Annotated in this window: 17 protein-coding genes; 7 read left to right on the top strand and 10 right to left on the bottom strand. The window is 70.9% G+C overall.

Annotated features, from left to right (window positions below):
• Positions 1-88: 88 nt before the first annotated feature.
• The 3 genes from ACN9MM_RS26375 to ACN9MM_RS26365 form a co-directional block, all read right to left on the bottom strand.
• Entirely contained in the window at positions 89-1,588 is a 1,500-nt protein-coding gene (locus ACN9MM_RS26375; protein WP_426366087.1) for a cellulase family glycosylhydrolase, read from the bottom strand.
• Between the two features lie 88 nt (positions 1,589-1,676).
• Positions 1,677-2,642, bottom strand: coding sequence for a zinc-binding dehydrogenase (locus ACN9MM_RS26370; protein WP_382867315.1), 966 nt, complete (start codon positions 2,640-2,642; stop codon positions 1,677-1,679).
• Positions 2,643-2,811: 169 nt separating this feature from the next.
• Complete coding sequence (locus ACN9MM_RS26365) at positions 2,812-4,023, bottom strand: NAD(P)-dependent malic enzyme (RefSeq protein ID WP_426366086.1); 1,212 nt, start codon at positions 4,021-4,023, stop codon at positions 2,812-2,814.
• A gap of 537 nt (positions 4,024-4,560) precedes the next feature.
• Here ACN9MM_RS26365 and ACN9MM_RS26360 point away from each other — a divergent pair.
• From ACN9MM_RS26360 to ACN9MM_RS26350, 3 genes are read left to right on the top strand one after another with little or no spacing between them, the layout of a single operon-like run.
• Positions 4,561-5,523, top strand: coding sequence for an ABC transporter substrate-binding protein (locus tag ACN9MM_RS26360; protein ID WP_426366085.1), 963 nt, complete (start codon positions 4,561-4,563; stop codon positions 5,521-5,523).
• A gap of 31 nt (positions 5,524-5,554) precedes the next feature.
• Positions 5,555-6,505: an amino acid ABC transporter permease gene (locus ACN9MM_RS26355; protein WP_426366084.1), complete on the top strand. Its 951-nt coding sequence runs from the start codon at positions 5,555-5,557 to the stop codon at positions 6,503-6,505.
• Complete coding sequence (locus tag ACN9MM_RS26350; RefSeq protein ID WP_426366083.1) at positions 6,502-7,269, top strand: amino acid ABC transporter ATP-binding protein; 768 nt, start codon at positions 6,502-6,504, stop codon at positions 7,267-7,269. Before ACN9MM_RS26355 ends, ACN9MM_RS26350 begins: the two co-directional genes overlap by 4 nt.
• A 56-nt stretch (positions 7,270-7,325) precedes the next feature.
• Here ACN9MM_RS26350 and ACN9MM_RS26345 read toward each other — a convergent pair whose 3' ends face one another.
• Positions 7,326-8,075, bottom strand: coding sequence for a class I SAM-dependent methyltransferase (locus ACN9MM_RS26345; RefSeq protein WP_426366082.1), 750 nt, complete (start codon positions 8,073-8,075; stop codon positions 7,326-7,328).
• Between the two features lie 106 nt (positions 8,076-8,181).
• Between ACN9MM_RS26345 and ACN9MM_RS26340 the strand changes: the two genes are divergently transcribed.
• A complete protein-coding gene (locus ACN9MM_RS26340) occupies positions 8,182-8,811 on the top strand; it encodes a CGNR zinc finger domain-containing protein (RefSeq protein ID WP_426366081.1) in 630 nt (209 codons plus the stop codon).
• Here ACN9MM_RS26340 and sodX read toward each other — a convergent pair.
• Positions 8,715-9,149, bottom strand: a complete 435-nt coding sequence (sodX, locus tag ACN9MM_RS26335; protein WP_426366080.1) for a nickel-type superoxide dismutase maturation protease — start codon at positions 9,147-9,149, stop codon at positions 8,715-8,717. The two genes, ACN9MM_RS26340 and sodX, sit on opposite strands and share 97 nt — an antisense overlap.
• Positions 9,150-9,311: 162 nt before the next feature.
• Between sodX and sodN the strand changes: the two genes are divergently transcribed.
• On the top strand, positions 9,312-9,707 hold the full coding sequence (sodN, locus tag ACN9MM_RS26330; protein ID WP_382867299.1) for a superoxide dismutase, Ni: 396 nt from the start codon (positions 9,312-9,314) through the stop codon (positions 9,705-9,707).
• A 117-nt stretch (positions 9,708-9,824) separates the two neighbouring features.
• On the opposite strand, the gene ACN9MM_RS26325 is transcribed toward sodN, so the two are convergent.
• Positions 9,825-10,748 carry a serine hydrolase gene (locus tag ACN9MM_RS26325; RefSeq protein ID WP_426366079.1) on the bottom strand — a complete coding sequence of 308 codons (924 nt, stop codon included), beginning with the start codon at positions 10,746-10,748 and terminating at the stop codon, positions 9,825-9,827.
• Positions 10,749-10,862: 114 nt separating this feature from the next.
• Between ACN9MM_RS26325 and ACN9MM_RS26320 the strand changes: the two genes are divergently transcribed.
• On the top strand, positions 10,863-11,078 hold the full coding sequence (locus ACN9MM_RS26320; protein ID WP_426366078.1) for a DUF6243 family protein: 216 nt from the start codon (positions 10,863-10,865) through the stop codon (positions 11,076-11,078).
• Positions 11,079-11,152: 74 nt separating this feature from the next.
• Here the strand turns inward: ACN9MM_RS26320 and ACN9MM_RS26315 are convergent, their stop codons facing one another.
• From ACN9MM_RS26315 to ACN9MM_RS26305, 3 genes are all read right to left on the bottom strand, one after another.
• Complete coding sequence (locus tag ACN9MM_RS26315) at positions 11,153-12,403, bottom strand: MFS transporter (protein WP_426366077.1); 1,251 nt, start codon at positions 12,401-12,403, stop codon at positions 11,153-11,155.
• A gap of 160 nt (positions 12,404-12,563) precedes the next feature.
• Positions 12,564-13,034, bottom strand: a complete 471-nt coding sequence (locus tag ACN9MM_RS26310) for a GNAT family N-acetyltransferase (protein ID WP_426366076.1) — start codon at positions 13,032-13,034, stop codon at positions 12,564-12,566.
• Positions 13,031-13,999, bottom strand: a complete 969-nt coding sequence (locus tag ACN9MM_RS26305) for a LysR substrate-binding domain-containing protein (RefSeq protein ID WP_426366075.1) — start codon at positions 13,997-13,999, stop codon at positions 13,031-13,033. The genes ACN9MM_RS26310 and ACN9MM_RS26305 overlap by 4 nt, the downstream gene beginning before the upstream one ends.
• Positions 14,000-14,185: 186 nt before the next feature.
• Between ACN9MM_RS26305 and snpA the strand changes: the two genes are divergently transcribed.
• On the top strand, positions 14,186-14,830 hold the full coding sequence (snpA, locus tag ACN9MM_RS26300) for a snapalysin (protein ID WP_426366074.1): 645 nt from the start codon (positions 14,186-14,188) through the stop codon (positions 14,828-14,830).
• A gap of 55 nt (positions 14,831-14,885) precedes the next feature.
• Here snpA and ACN9MM_RS26295 read toward each other — a convergent pair whose 3' ends face one another.
• On the bottom strand, positions 14,886-15,305 hold the full coding sequence (locus tag ACN9MM_RS26295; protein WP_426366073.1) for a DUF6304 family protein: 420 nt from the start codon (positions 15,303-15,305) through the stop codon (positions 14,886-14,888).
• Positions 15,306-15,325: the final 20 nt, after the last annotated feature.

Raw genomic sequence — 15,325 nt, 5'->3', positions numbered from 1 at the left:
CGCCGGGCCGCCGGGCCGCCGGTGCGAGGGTGCGAGGGTGCGAGGGTGTGCCGCCCGGCACGGCGGCACCGCCCGGGCCGCAGGCTCGTCAGCCGCGGGTGGCTGTGACGGTCACTCGGGCGTTCGGAGTTGCCAGGATCCAGGCGCGGTTGCGGTCCTTGCGGAGGACCAGTGCGCCGCCGCGGGCGGTCACGTGCCAGTCGCCGGGCGGCAGGGAGAGCTCGGTGACGCGGGAGCCGCGACGGCCGGCCGCGTCGTACGAGAGGCGGTAGACGCCGGCCGCCGGGTCGTACGAGGTGGAGCGGACCGTGCCGGCGACCGCCTCGGCGTACGGCTCGGCGGTCAGCTCCTTGTTCGTGCGGAAGGCTCCGGTGCCGTCCACGGCGCAGTAGCCGCCGCCGTAGCACCACTCCCAGCCGGTCCAGCCGGAGCTGTAGCGGCCGAGGGAGGCCATGGCCTCGCGGTAGAAGCGGTTCATGTTCGGCAGGGAGTTGTTGAGGGGGCCCCACTCCCCCACGACGACCGGCACCTTGTACTTCTCGGGGTACAGGGTGACGGCGGCCTCGTAGTTCTCGATCCAGCGGGCCGAGGGGTCGTAGTCGCCGCCCGCCTCCATCGTGCCGTTGTAGAAGTGCGGGGCGTAGACCACCTTCGGGTCGTCGATCCTCCCCAGTCCGGTGGGCACGCCCTCACCCACGATCGGGGTCGGCTCGACGAAGATCCAGCCGTCCTTGTCGACCGAACGGATCTGGTCCGCGATGCGGTTGTGCATCGGGGTGATCTGGTCGCGTTCGATGCGCTGGGCGGCCGTCGCGAGGTCCTCGCCCTCGCGCAGCTCGCCCATCGGCTCGTTGATCGGGTCGTAGCCGAGCACGGCCGGGTGGTCCTCGAAGCGGTCGGCGAGCACCCGCCACATACGGGCCTGGGCGCGCTGCAGGTCCTCGTCCTCGTACAGGTGGGTGAAGGCGCGCTGGACGGCGGGCTCGAAGTACTCGGAGAACCAGTCGTCGGGGTGCGGGGTGAAGGGCAGCCCGTCGGTCCTGGTGGCCCAGGCGGGCACGCCCCGGGAGCCGAACGCGGGCCCGAAGACGTCCTGGTGGGCGTCGAGGATCACCTTGACGTCGTACTTCCCGGCCCAGTCCAGGACCCGTTCGATCTTGCGCATGTACGCCTGGCTGTACTGGCCGGGGCGGGGTTCCAGGTCGTCCCAGAAGACCAGGAGCCGGGCCGTGTTGTAGCCCTTGGCCCGCATGTCCCGGAGGTGCTTCTCGGTGATCGAGGAGAGGGCGGTGTCGCCGCTGTGCGACTTGTCCGCGAGGTTCCAGCCGCGGAGGGTGAGGACCCGGCCGCGGGAGTCGGTGAGGGCCGGTATCCCGTCACCGCCACCGCCCTTCCCCGCACGGGCGCCGTCCCCCACACGGGCGCCGCCCTCCACACGGGCGCCCCCCGCAAGGACGCCGTCCCCCGCGCGGGCGTCGGTCTCCGCGCGGGCGCCGTCCCCCGTTCGGGCGTCGGTCTCCGCGAGGGCGGCGGTCGGGGCGAGCAGCGAGGCGACGACGACGGTCGCCGCGAGGGTGGTTCGCAACATGGAGGCCTCCGGCACGGCAAAGTGAGAGATGTTCACGTTTCGCGTGCCGGAGATCCCATCAGGTCAAGCGACCTGTATCAAGAGGTCGTCACGAGGTCTTCAGGACGATCTTTCCGAAGAGCTCGCCGGAGGCCATCTTCTCGAAGCCCTCGCGAGCCCGGTCCAGCGGCAGGACCTCGTCGATCACCGGCCGGAGGCCCGTCGCCGCGCAGAACGACAGCAGGTCCTCCAGCTCGTCCTTTGAGCCCATCGTGGAGCCGACGACCTTCAGCTCCAGGAAGAAGATCCGGGTCAGTTCGGCGTGCGAGGGGCGGTCGCCGCTCGTGGCGCCCGAGATGACGAGCGTGCCGCCGGGCCGCAGCGACTTGACCGAGTGGGACCAGGTGGCGGCTCCGACGGTCTCGATGACGGCGTCCACCCGCTGCGGGAGCCGCGCGCCCGGCTCGTACGCCTCGACGGCACCGAGCTCCACGGCCCGCTTGCGCTTGGCCTCGTCGCGGCTGGTGGCGAAGACCCGCAGGCCGGCCGCCTTGCCGAGGGCGATCGCGGCGGTGGCGACGCCGCCGCCCGCGCCCTGTACGAGCACGGAGTCCCCGGGCCGCACACCGGCGTTGGTGAAGAGCATGCGGTACGCGGTCAGCCAGGCGGTGGGGAGGCAGGCGGCCTCCTCGAAGGAGAGCTCCTTCGGCTTGGGCAGCACGTTCCAGCGGGGCACGGTCACCCGCTCGGCGAAGGTGCCCTGATAGCGCTCGGTGAGGATGGACCGGGGCTCGTCCGGGCCCACGCCGTGACCCGTCTGGCCGATCACGGAGTGCAGGACGACCTCGTTGCCGTCCTCGTCGATGCCCGCGGCGTCGCAGCCGAGGATCATCGGCAGCTTCTCCTCGGGCAGCCCGACCCCGCGCAGCGACCACAGGTCGTGGTGGTTGAGGGAGGCGGCCTTGACGGTGACGGTGGTCCAGCCGGGACGCGCCTCGGGCTCGGGGCGTTCGCCCAGTTCGAGGCCGTTCAGGGGCTGGTCGCGGTCGATTCGGGCGGCGTAGGCAGCGAACATGGCCCCGACCCTAGGGGCCCGCGGGCGGCCGGGGGAACCACGCCCCGGTGTGACCCGTGTCGCCTGGACAGCACGCGCCGGTACCGCTCGGCGGGCGCCCTTGTGCCGCTACGCCGAAGGGCCCCGTCCCGGTGTCCGGAACGGGGCCCTTCGGCGTGCCTGGAGCGCGTCAGCGGCGCGCGACACCCTCGGCGCGGGCGGCGGCGGCGACCGCGGCCGCGACGGCCGGGGCGACCCGCTCGTCGAACGGCGACGGGATCACGCAGTCGGCGGCGAGCTGGTCACCGACCACGTCCGCGATGGCGTTGGCCGCGGCGATCTTCATGCCCTCGGTGATCCGGGAGGCCCGGACCTGGAGCGCGCCGGCGAAGATGCCGGGGAACGCGAGGACGTTGTTGATCTGGTTCGGGTAGTCCGAACGGCCGGTCGCCACGACGGCCGCGTACTTGTGCGCGACGTCGGGGTGGACCTCGGGGTTCGGGTTGGCCATGGCGAACACGAACGCGTTCGGGGCCATGGAGGCGACGGCCTCCTCGGGGACCGTGCCGCCGGAGACGCCGACGAAGACGTCCGCGCCGGCCAGGGCGCTCTCCAGGGAGCCGCTGAGGCCCGCCTTGTTGGTGAGCTCGGCGATCTCGCGCTTGACGTCCGTGAGGTCCTCACGGTCGCGGCTGACGATGCCCTTGCGGTCGGCGACGGCGACGTCGCCGAGGCCGGCCTCCAGGAGGAACTTCGCGATGGCGACACCGGCCGCGCCGGCGCCGGAGATGACACCGCGCAGCTCGCCGAGGGTCCGGCCGGTCAGCTTCGCGGCGTTGCGCAGGGCCGCGAGGGTGACGATGGCGGTGCCGTGCTGGTCGTCGTGGAAGACCGGGATGTCGAGGCGCTCCTGGAGCCTGCGCTCGATCTCGAAGCACCGCGGCGCCGAGATGTCCTCCAGGTTCACGCCGCCGAAGGACGGGGCGAGCCGGACGACGGTCTCGACGATCTCGTCGGTGTCGGTGGTCGCGAGGGCGATCGGGACCGCGTCCACGCCGCCGAACTGCTTGAAGAGGATGGCCTTCCCCTCCATGACCGGGAGGGAGGCCTCCGGGCCGATGTCACCGAGGCCGAGCACCGCGGTGCCGTCGGTCACGACGGCGACGACCTGCGACTTCCAGGTGTAGTCGTTGACCAGCTCGGGCTGCTCGGCGATCGCGGTGCACACCTTGGCGACGCCGGGCGTGTACGCGAGGGAAAGGTCGTCCTTGTTCCGGATGGGAACGGTGGCCTGCACGGCCATCTTGCCGCCCCGGTGAAGGGCGAAGACAGGATCGAAGGGCTCCTCGGGAGCTCCTTCCGTACCACTGTCATTGCGAGGATTGACGATCTCCGCTGCCATTGGGTTGACCCCTTAAGTCTGCTTCATTTGAGGGTTGGCCGCTCCTGGTGTGGAGCGGTGGGCGGGTCCCGCGGCCGCCGTGTCTGGCAGCCGCGCGGGCGCGCCGCACAACGCGCCCTGAGCCCCGGATGAGGGGTGTAAGGATCCTTCTTACCGGACGGACGGCACCGCAGACGAGTCCATATCCGCTCGGTGACGCGACTCATACCGAGCGGATACGGACGCGGACGGAGAACGACACGTCACCCGATGTCCCGATAGATGCATTCCGCACCCGATTGGCGGACTTCCATTCGTCCGAATGGCGAGATGAACCGCAGATTTTCCGGTGTCGGGGAAGGGATTCCGCAGAAGATCCGGCCTTGATGTACCGGCCTGTCGGGATTTCGGGGTCACCCGTTACCCGATTTTGACATCCGTGGCCGTCGGTTTGTGGCAGTCCGAATGGCAAGATGCCGTAATCACACGAGGTCGCGACACTCGAAGATGTGTACGCGACCACCTGGCAGCTCCCTCACACGCCGGAGGAACCCGACCATGACCGCACGCTCCACGCGCTGTACGACCGCCAAGACCCGCACCTCCCGTCTTGCCGCGGTCGCCGCCATCGCGGTCGCCGGCTCGATGCTGCTGACCGCCTGCGGCGACCAGACCGAGAGCGCGAACACGCCGAGTGACACCGGCTCCGCGTCCGCCGGCAAGGCCCCGCTCTTCTCGAAGCTCCCCGCCGACATCCAGAAGGCGGGTGTCATCAAGGTCGGCACGGACGCCTCGTACGCCCCGATGGAGTTCACCGAGGGCGGCAAGATCGTCGGTGTCGACCCGGACCTCGGCGAGGCCCTGAGCAAGCAGCTCGGCGTCAAGCTGGACTTCGTGTCGGGCACCTTCGACGGCCTGATCACGTCCATCTACACCGGCCGCCAGCAGCTGATCATGTCCTCGATGACGGACAACAAGAAGCGCCAGGAGGGCCTGGACGACAACGGGAAGAAGATCGGCAAGGGCATCGACTTCGTCGACTACTTCAGCTCCGGCGTCTCCCTGCTGGTCAAGAAGGGCAACCCGCAGGGCATCAACTCCCTCGACGACCTCTGCGGCAAGACCGTCGCCGTCCAGCGCGGCACGATCTACGAGGACACCTTCAAGGCCCAGGCCGCGAAGTGCGGTGACAAGAAGCTGACCATCCAGGCCTTCGACACCGACGCCGAGGCCCAGACCCGTGTGAAGGCCGGCGGCGCGGTCGCCGACCTGAACGACTACCCGGTCGCCGCGTACATCGCGAAGACCTCGGGCGGCGGCAACGACTTCGAGGTCGTCGGCAGCCAGAGCGACGTCGGCCTCTTCGGCATCGGCGTCTCGAAGGAGAACACCCAGCTGCGCGACGCCGTCAAGGAGGCGCTCGACGCCATCATCAAGGACGGCTCCTACGCGGAGGTCCTGAAGAAGTGGGACGTCGAGGACAGCGCGGTCAAGTCGGCCACGATCAACGCCGGCAAGTGACCTCTCCTCGTACCACTGAAGGGCAGTCGTCATGACTGACAAGATCAGCAAGGAACCGGCCGCCGCTCCGGCCGGTCCCTCCCCCTCGGGCGTCCCGTACGAGGCGATCAAGGCCATCCCCGTGCGGCACTACGGCCGCTGGGTCAGCGCCGTCGTGGTCGTCGTGCTCCTCGGGTGGCTCGTCTACGCCTTCTCCCAGGGCGACGTCGTCTGGGCCACGGTGTGGGACAAGGTGTTCGACCCGTCCGTGATCAGCGGCATGTGGAACACCATCATCATCAGCGTCACCTCGATGGCGCTGGGCCTCGTCCTCGGCATCGTCTTCGCCGTGATGCGGCTCTCCAAGAACCCGGTGACCGGTGCGGTCGCCTGGCTCTACATCTGGTTCTTCCGCGGCACGCCGGTCTACGTCCAGCTGCTCGTCTGGTTCAACCTGTCGCTGATCTTCCACTACATCAACCTCGGTCCGATCTACAAGAACGAGACCGTGGACGTCATGACGCCGTTCATGGTGGCCCTGCTCGGCCTCGGCCTGAACGAGGGCGCCTACATGGCGGAGATCGTCCGTGCCGGCATCCAGTCGGTCGACGAGGGCCAGACCGAGGCGGCGCACGCGCTGGGCATGTCCCAGACGAAGACCATGGGCCGCATCGTGCTCCCGCAGGCCATGCGGGTGATCGTGCCCCCGACGGGCAACGAGTTCATCAACATGCTGAAGACCTCGTCGCTGGTCTCGGCCGTGCAGTACACCGAACTCCTGCGGGCCTCGTCGAACATCGGCAACACGGCCGGTGCCGTGATGGAGATGCTGTTCGTCGCCTCCATCTGGTACCTGGCGCTGACCAGCGTGTTCAGCGTCGGCCAGTACTACCTGGAGCGCCGTTTCTCCCGCGGTTCGACCCGTAACCTGCCGCCCACTCCGTTCCAGCGGGTCAAGGCCAACCTGACCACGTTCAAGCGCTCCCCGGAGGCCACGCGATGACCGGCGCACCCATGGTCAAGGCCGAAGGCGTCCACAAGTCCTACGGCGCGGCCCACATCCTCCGCGGCATCGACCTGGAGGTGCAGAACGGCGAGGTCTTCTGCCTCGTCGGCCCCTCCGGATCCGGCAAGTCGACCTTCCTGCGGTGCATCAACCACCTGGAGCGCATCGACGGCGGCAGGCTGTCCGTCGACGGCCAGCTGGTCGGGTACAGGCAGAAGGGCGACAAGCTCTACGAGCTGAAGGACAGCGAGGTCGCGGTCCAGCGCCGTGACATCGGCATGGTCTTCCAGCGGTTCAACCTGTTCCCCCACATGACGGCCCTGGCCAACGTCATGGAGGCACCCATCCAGGTGAAGGGCGACTCCAAGGCGGTGGCGCGCGAGCGGGCCGAGCGCCTGCTCGACCGGGTCGGCCTGCGGGACAAGATGGGGAACTACCCGTCGCAGCTCTCCGGCGGCCAGCAGCAGCGCGTGGCGATCGCCCGCGCGCTGGCGATGGAGCCGAAGCTGATGCTCTTCGACGAGCCGACCTCGGCGCTCGACCCGGAGCTCGTGGGTGACGTCCTCGACGTCATGCGGGACCTGGCCGAGTCGGGCATGACGATGATCGTCGTCACGCACGAGATGGGCTTCGCCCGTGAGGTCGGCGACTCGCTGGTCTTCATGGACGGCGGCGTGGTGGTCGAGTCGGGCAACCCGCGGGACGTCCTGGGCAACCCGCAGCACGACCGGACGAAGGCGTTCCTCTCGAAGGTGCTGTAAGGCGTACGGAAAGGGGCGGTACGGGAGACCCGTACCGCCCCTTTCGGTCATCCCGGCTACTTCACGGCCAGCACGAGGGCGTCCGAGGGCGAGGCCCAGACCGGCCGCGCCTCTCCGAAGCCGGCGGCCAGGAGGGTGTCGGCGTGCCAGCGGGCGGAGGGCGTGTCGCCGTCGGCGTGCTCGCCGTAGATCTCGAAGCGGCGGGCGGTGGGCTCGGCGAGCACCGGGTCCGCGCCGGCGACGGCCCACCACTCGGCCCAGTCGAGGGCGCCGCCGTCCTTGGCGCGGTCCATGGCGGCGTGGCGGTGGGCGCGCTCGGCGGCGTTGATCCGGGGCGTGGTCTCGTCGATCATGTGGTCGGCGTTCATGAAGACCCCGCCGTCCCGGACGAGGCCGGCGAGCTGCCCGTAGAGGGCCGTCAGGGGGCCGCTGTGGAGCCAGTGGAGGGCGGTGGCGGTGAGGACGGCGTCGTACGTGTCGTACGGCAGGCTCGCGGCCCACGCGGGGTCCTTGAGGTCGGCGGTCACGAGGGTGACGCGCTCGTCGTCCGCGAAGGAGCCCTCGGCGATGGCGAGGAGGGCCGGGTCGAGGTCGACTCCGGTGCTCGTCGCGCCGGGGAACCGCTGGAGCAGCCGGCTCGTAATACTCCCCGTACCGCAGGCGAGGTCGAGGACGCGGGGCTTGGGCCCCACCAGTGCCTCGACCATGTCGAGCATCACCCGGAACCGCTCCTCGCGGTCCGGCATGTACCACTCCTGCTGACGGTCCCAGCTCTGCTGCCAGCCCGCCCAGTGGGTTTCGGTCATGGTCGTTCCTCCCCGCGTCAGCCCTACCATTCGTAATACCCTCGAAGGGGAAACAGCCGTTACCCCCTCCGACCGAGACACTAGCCCGCCGAAGTAAGGACTACAAGTGGAACTGGCCCATTACTCGGATTTCGCCGTACGTCTGGTCAACACCGAGGAGCCGGCCCGCGGCAAGGACACCCTGACGTCCGTCGAGGTGCTCCGGGAACTCTTCGGCCCCGCCACCCAGATGGCCCGCAGGGTCACGGAGGCCGACCTGCCGCGCTTCCGCACCGTGCGCGCCCGGCTGCGGGCGGTCTTCGCCGCCGCCGACGAGGGCGATCACACGGGGGCGGTGGACCTGCTGAACTCGCTGCTCCTGGAGTTCCCCGTCAGCCCGCAGATCTCCGGCCACGACACCCTCGACGAGGAGGGCCGGCCCCGCTGGCACATGCACCTCGCCGACCACTCGTCGAACGCGACCACGGGCTACGCCGCCATCTCGGCGATGGGACTCGCCTTCCACCTCACGGAGTTCGGCGCGGACCGGCTCGGCCTCTGCCAGGCGCCGCCCTGCCGCAACGCCTACCTGGACACCTCCACCAACCGCTCCCGCCGCTACTGCTCGGACCGCTGCGCGACCCGGGCCAACGTGGCCGCCTACCGGGCCCGCAAGCGCCTGGAGGCCGCGCGGTCGGACCACACGGGCCGCACCGAGGACACCAGCCAGGCGAGCACCACCCCGGCCGAACGCTGACGTCCCGGCGTCACCGGCCGGTACCGCGCCCGCACCCGCCCGAGAACCAGCTCGGGCGGTACGGCTCCGAAGACCCGGCTGTCCCCCTCGGCGTCCGGGTTGTCTCCGAGCACCCACCAGCCGCCGTCACGTCGCTCGACCAGCCGCTTCACGATGAGCAGATCCTGCTGGAGCGGATGCCGCAGCACGGCCACGCACCCCGGCCGCAGCCGCGCCCCGTACTGCACGAGCAACTGGTCGCCGTGGAGCAGCGTGGGCACCATGGACACCCCCGTCACCTCGGCGATCCCGAACGGGGCACCGGCCTCCCCCACCTGCTCCCGCCCAGACCGCGCCATCCGGCACCTCCCGATCCACTCCTGCGTGGACTCGTCCACTCGTACACGAGTCCCATGGTGACCCTGGACTTTTGACCTAAGCCCCAGGGGGCGCCCGCGAAAACGCCCTTCTCACCGAGTAATGTCCCACCTGAGAAGACGATCACGAGGAAGGACGGCTCAATGCTCTCCCGCCTGTTTGCCCCCAAGGTGAAGGTCAGCGCCCACTGCGACCTCCCGTGCGGCGTGTACGACCCTGCCCAGGCCCGCATCGAGGCCGAGTCCGTCAAGGCTGTCCAGGAGAAGTACCTGGCCAACGAGGACCCGCACTTCCGCGCTCGCGCCACGGTCATCAAGGAGCAGCGCGCGGAGCTCGCCAAGCACCACGTCTCGGTGCTCTGGAGCGACTACTTCAAGGCCCCGCACTTCGAGAAGTACCCCCAGCTCAACCAGCTGGTCAACGACACCCTGAAGGCCCTCTCGGCCGCCAAGGCGTCGACCGACCCGAAGACGGGCGAGAAGGCGCTGGAGCTCATCGCCGAGATCGACCGCATCTTCTGGGAGACCAAGAAGGCCTGATCTCCTCCGGGCCGTGTGATCCGCGCGTTCGCGGGTCGCGCGGCCGGGGTGTCCGCACCCGGTCCGCGGGCCGCCGAGCACGGCGTCCCTCGCGGGCCGGGTGCGTTCTTTTCGGCGTCAGCCGCGGGGCACCGCGACGTACGCCTCCCGGGGCGTGGTGGTCGGCTGGTAGCGGGCCGCGGTGGCCACCCTCGGGTTCAGGTCCCGGTGGATCACCTTGGCGACGGCCTGGATCGTGTTCACGCCGTAGGTCATGGTGCTGTTGCCGTCGGTGAGGACGGTGATGGTGTAGTCGTGACCGGCGTCCTTGAACGTGCCGACGCTGTGCACGCGCCAGCCGCGCGTGGCGCGCTGCAGCCAGCCGTTCTTGACCTGCACGGACAACGTGGAGGGCGCGCCGGCCGGGGTCCCCCACTTCTGCGAGCTGATGACGCGCCCCATGAGCTTGGTGATGTAGGCGCGGGAGTTGTCGCTCAGGACGGAGTTCCTGGCGGTGATCAGCGAGAGCAGCTTCTGCTCGTCGGTGACGTTGATGCGGGTGAGCCCCCAGTAGCCGCCGGACCCGGGCACCGTCCGCGTCATGCCGGCGGCGGCCAGGAAGCCCTTCACCTTGGTGACGCCGAGCTGGTTCCACAGTGCCGTGGTGGACGCGTTGTCCGACTTGGTGATCATGGCGGTGGCGAGGGTGGTCTCGCGCGAGGTCAGGTACCGGTGGGTCTTCTGCGCGTCCCACAGGAGCGTGGCGAGGACGGTCACCTTCACGACGCTGGCCGAGTCGTACGAGGTGGTGGCGCGCAGGGTGCAGGTGGTGTTCGTGGTGCGGTCCCGCAGGCCGACGGCGACGGTGCCGCCGCGCGTGGCGAGGGCGGCGGTGATGTCCTTCTGCAGCTTGGCGGCGAGCCCTGCCCTGCCCGACGTGCAGCTGACCTGCGGCGCGGTGGCCGCGGAGGCGGGTGCCGCGGCCGCGACGACGGGCACGAGCATCCCGGCGACGGCCACGGCCGGAAGCACGCGGGCGCGCAGGGATATGTGGTGAGTCATGTGGTCCCCCTGGAAACGAAACGAGCACGCCTGCGGCGCACTCGTCATCCAGGACGCTCGGAGCGTGCGTATGGTTGTACGAATCCAGCGAAGCCGCCGAAACCGGGAGAGCCCGTGACCGACAGCAAGAACATCAACAACCCCGTGGGCCAGGGCGGCGGCCAGCGCAAGAGGCAGTCCCGCGCCGAGCGGCAGAACAACGGCCCGCACCGCAACCTCGACCGCCAGAACGCGGCGGACAAGAAGGCGGAGCTGCTGCGCAAGATGCGTGAGAAGACGGGCGCGGCCGAGGGCACCGGGCAGGCGGGCGACACACCCGCACAGAGCTGACGCACCACCCCCGCCGGGCGGGCCCGGGCCCTTCCGGCGTCCCGCCCGGGAGGGGAGTGACAGCTACTCGCCGGTCATCCCGTCGCTTCCGCGGCAACGCCCGGCTGCGGCCGGGTCCGCGCGCCCCAGCGGGCAAGAGAGGGGCCGGCAGCGCCCACTGCCGCGAAGAACACCGCCAGCAGCAGCCAGCCCGTCGTGCCGAGGCCGAGCACCACCGTGGTGAGGATCGCGGGGGCGAGGGCCTGGCCCGCGCTGAAGCCGAGACCGAGGACACCTTGGTACTGGCCCTGGGCGTGGTCGGGGGCGAGACCGAAGCCCAGGGCGAAGCACGCCGATGACTCCCAGACCTCTCCCAGGCTGTGGACGAAGATCGCGGCCAGGACCAGTCCTGCCGCGGCCCAGACCGGGGTGTACGCCGCCAGCGCCATCATCGGGCAGCTGACGAGGAAGAGCAGCCCCGCCGTGCGAAACGCCCGGCCGCCGTCGTGCGGGGTCTCGATGCGCGAGCCGATCCTGGTCTGCATCAACACGCAGAAGAGCGAGTTGACGGCGAACAGCGCGGCCACCGTCCAGCGCGGCGCTTCGGTGTGCTCGGAGATCCAGATCGGCAGGAGCAGCGAGACCACCGGGTACTGCAGCCCCATGGCCCCGTAGAGGGCGGTGAACGCCAGGAAGGGACGATCCGCGAGGACGGGCCAGCGCCGCTGTTGCGGCGGTGCCGCCAGTACCGGATAGCGGGGCAGCAGGAGCAGAAGCACCGCGCACAGGGCGAAGCTCGCCGCGTTGCCGAGGATCAGCGTGACATAGGCGCCGCGGGTGTTCGCGGCCAGCGCCAGCCCCGCACCCATCGTTCCCAGGACGACGCCCAGGTTGACGAACGTGCGCAGCTTCGCCCGGAACAGGGCCGGGCGATCACCCCCGACCCGGACCACCAGAGCGCCCCACGCCGCCCCGCCGGCCGCCGCGGCGACCTGGTCGACCGTCGCGATGACGGTGAGCGCGGCCCAGCTCTCGACGAGGACGAGGGCCGCCATCGACACCGCCTGGACCGCGAGGGCCGACATCATGATCGTGCGCGCCCCGCGCCGGTCGGCCAGGTGCCCGCCCGGTATCCCCGCGAACAGGCCGATCACTCCGGCGATGGTCAGCGCGGCGCCGACCTGCACGGCGGGCAGGCCCACGACCAACGTGAAGTAGAGCGCCGCCGCCGCGTTGAACAGACCATTGCCGACTCGGTTGACGAAACTGGCGGCGATCAGCACGCGCTCCGGCCTGCTGTCCCCCACCAAGCGTCCTATTCGGCCTGCCAGGCTGCCCTTGATCATGGACGGCAGGCTAACAGCGGCCGCTGATCCGGCAGCGGTCGCACCGAGATCGCGTTGCGGTTCATGCGCCCGACCGGACCATCGTGATCGTTCTCGCCGGCCGCTGCACCGGTGTTCCCCGAGGCCGGGTACGGCCGCAGTACGTGCCCTCTCGGCGTTCCTACGCCTCCGTGGGGAGGGTGTAGCGGCGCTTCTCCTTCGAGGTGGCGCCCAGGCGGTCGTAGAAGCGGATCGCGCCCTCGTTCCACGCGGGGGTCTGCCACTGGAGTTCCGGGAGGCCCAGAGTCCGGGCCTCCGTGCGCAGGGCCTCCATCAGGAGCGGGCCGAGGCCGTGGCCGCGGGACGCCTCCGTGAGGTAGAGGCAGTCCATGTGGAGGTACTCCGTGCCGTCCCAGGTGGAGAGCTCCGGGGCGCAGGTGGCGTAGCCCGCGAGGGTGCCGTCCGGGAGGGCGGCGACGAAGCAGCGGAGGCGTGGCCGCACGGAGCCGAAGAGGAGGCCGGCCAGGCGGTCGGCGAGGCCGGAGGCCGGGGGCGCGGCCTTCTCGTACGCGGCGTGCTCGGCGATGAGTTCGACGATTCGGGGCAGGTCCTCGGGGTGTGCGTGTCGTACCACGGCCGCGCGTTCGCTCATACGGTCATCATGCACGGTCCCACCGACAGCGTGGCCGTCGCGCCCTGGCGGCGGAGCCACTCGCGGTACGGGGCCGCTCGCAGGGCCACCTCCCGGTAGGCCGCGGCGAGTTCGGCGTACAGCACGTCCAGCGGTGCCCCCGGGCGCGCGTACAGCAGCAGCCGGACGCCCAGCGGGTCGCCGCGCAGGGGCCGGATGGCCATGTCGTCGCGCGGGACCGAGGTGGGCTGGCAGGGCGCGACGGCCTCGCCGAGCGCGATGAGCGAGGCGGCCGTGTGGTAGTCGCCGTGCAGCAGCGGCGGGTCGATGCCGGCGGCGCCGAGGACCCGCCGCAGGCCGTCCCACTCGCCGTCGACCGTCGGGTCGACCATCCAGTGGTCGGTGGCGAGGTCGGCGAGGTCCACGACCGGGCGGGCGGCGGCGGGGTGGTCGTGGGCCATGGAGACGAACTGCGGTTCGCGGGCGACCAGGACCCGGCCGGTGAGGCCCTCGGGGACCCGCAGGGGGCAGCCCTCCACCTCGTGCACGAAGGCCACGTCGAGCTGCCCGGTGGCGACCGTGCGCAGCAGCGCGTTGGCGGAGACGTCCACCCGGAGGCCGACGTCCGTGCCGGGCAGCCGCTGCCGGAGCCGCCGCAGCCAGCCGGGGAGGGCCCGGCTTGCGGTCGAGCCGACGCGGAGTCCGGGCCCGTCGGCGCGGGAGGCCGCGGCCCGGGTCTCGGTGACGAGCGCGGCCATGTCGGCGACCAGCGGGCGGGCCCGGCTGAGCAGGGAGCGGCCGAGCGGAGTGGGGCGGCAGCCGGTGCGGCCGCGGGAGAAGAGCTCGGCACCGAGGGAGTTCTCGATCCGGCGCAGCTGGGTGGTCAACGAGGGCTGGCTCATGCCCAGTTGCCGGGCGGCCTTGTGCAGGCTGCCCGTGTCGGCGATGGCGCAGAGCGCGCGCAGATGTCTCACCTCCAGCTCCATGCCCCGAGGGTAGGGCGGCTCCGTGGGTCGCACCAGACACCCGGAACCCCTCAATCACCTTTGATTCCAAGGGAGTTGAGGGTCTGCGAGGCGGGGTGATGCGGTGGGGCTATCGGCGGTTGACATCATCCCCGCGCGGGCCGGCTCCCCCGAGACTCTCTCCGACCCCAACAGGAGGAGCCCCCCATGCGTCACCCCAAGGTCCTCACCTCCGTGCTGACCGCCGCCCTCGGCCTCGGTCTCGCCGCCTCCGTCGGTACGACACCGGCGGCGGCGGTCGGCACGGCCCCCCACGGCAACGCGGCCGTCGCGTACGCCGGTTCCGCCGAGGAGGCCAAGGCCAACCAGGCCTTCTTCGACGCCGTCGTGAAGTCGGTGGCGAAGAAGCGGGCCGCCACCCCGGGCGCGACCGCCGTCACCGTCGTCTACAGCACCGCCAACGCGCCGAGCTTCCGCTCCCAGATCACGCGCTCCGCCCAGATATGGAACAGCTCGGTGGCGAACGTCCGGCTCGTCGAGGGCGGCAACCCGGACTTCGCGTACTACGAGGGCAACGACTCCCGTGGCTCGTACGCCAGCACCGACGGCCACGGCAGCGGCTACATCTTCCTCGACTACCGGCAGAACCAGCAGTACAACTCGACCCGGGTCACCGCCCACGAGACCGGGCACGTCCTCGGGCTGCCGGACCACTACAGCGGCCCGTGCAGCGAGTTGATGTCGGGCGGCGGCCCCGGCACGTCCTGCCAGAACGCCCAGCCGAACGCGCAGGAGCGGTCCCGCGTCGACCAGCTGTGGCGGTACGGCCTCGCCTCGGCCTTCAAGGGCTGACGCGTAGCCACGCACGACGGCGGCGCCCCCTCCCCGGGGCGCCGCCGTCCCGGCCTCAGGCGGCCTGGAGGAGCCTGCGGCCGAAGTCCGCGCCGGGCGGCAGCTGGCGCCGCACCCGCTCCAGGGCCCCCTCGAAGTCGCCCCCGGCGACACACGCCTCGAAGGCGGCACCACCGTAGTGCAGCGTCAGACTGAGGTCGCCGCGCTCACCGAGCGTCAGCAGGCAGGCCAGCGTGGCCTGCTGGGCGACGCCGTCCACGACGACGGGGAGCGGCAGGTCCCACTCCAGGACGCAGCCCGTGAGGGCCCGGCCGTCCTCGTCGGCGGCGGCGAGCGCGGCGAAACTCTCGCCGGCGTACTCGACGCCCCTGATCCGGGTGGCGACGTGCCGCCCGTCGGCCGTGATGACGATCGCTTCCGCGCCGCTGCGGTCCCGGTACCAACCGGTCCAGACTTCTGTCGACTCCGATGACATGCGCGGACTGTAGCGGTATG

Origin of the sequence: Streptomyces sp. E-08 (assembly GCF_049913095.1) — a bacterium.
Lineage (GTDB): Bacteria > Actinomycetota > Actinomycetes > Streptomycetales > Streptomycetaceae > Streptomyces.
The sequence above is the reverse complement of the archived record's forward strand: the minus strand, read 5'-3'. Positions and strand labels throughout refer to the sequence as shown.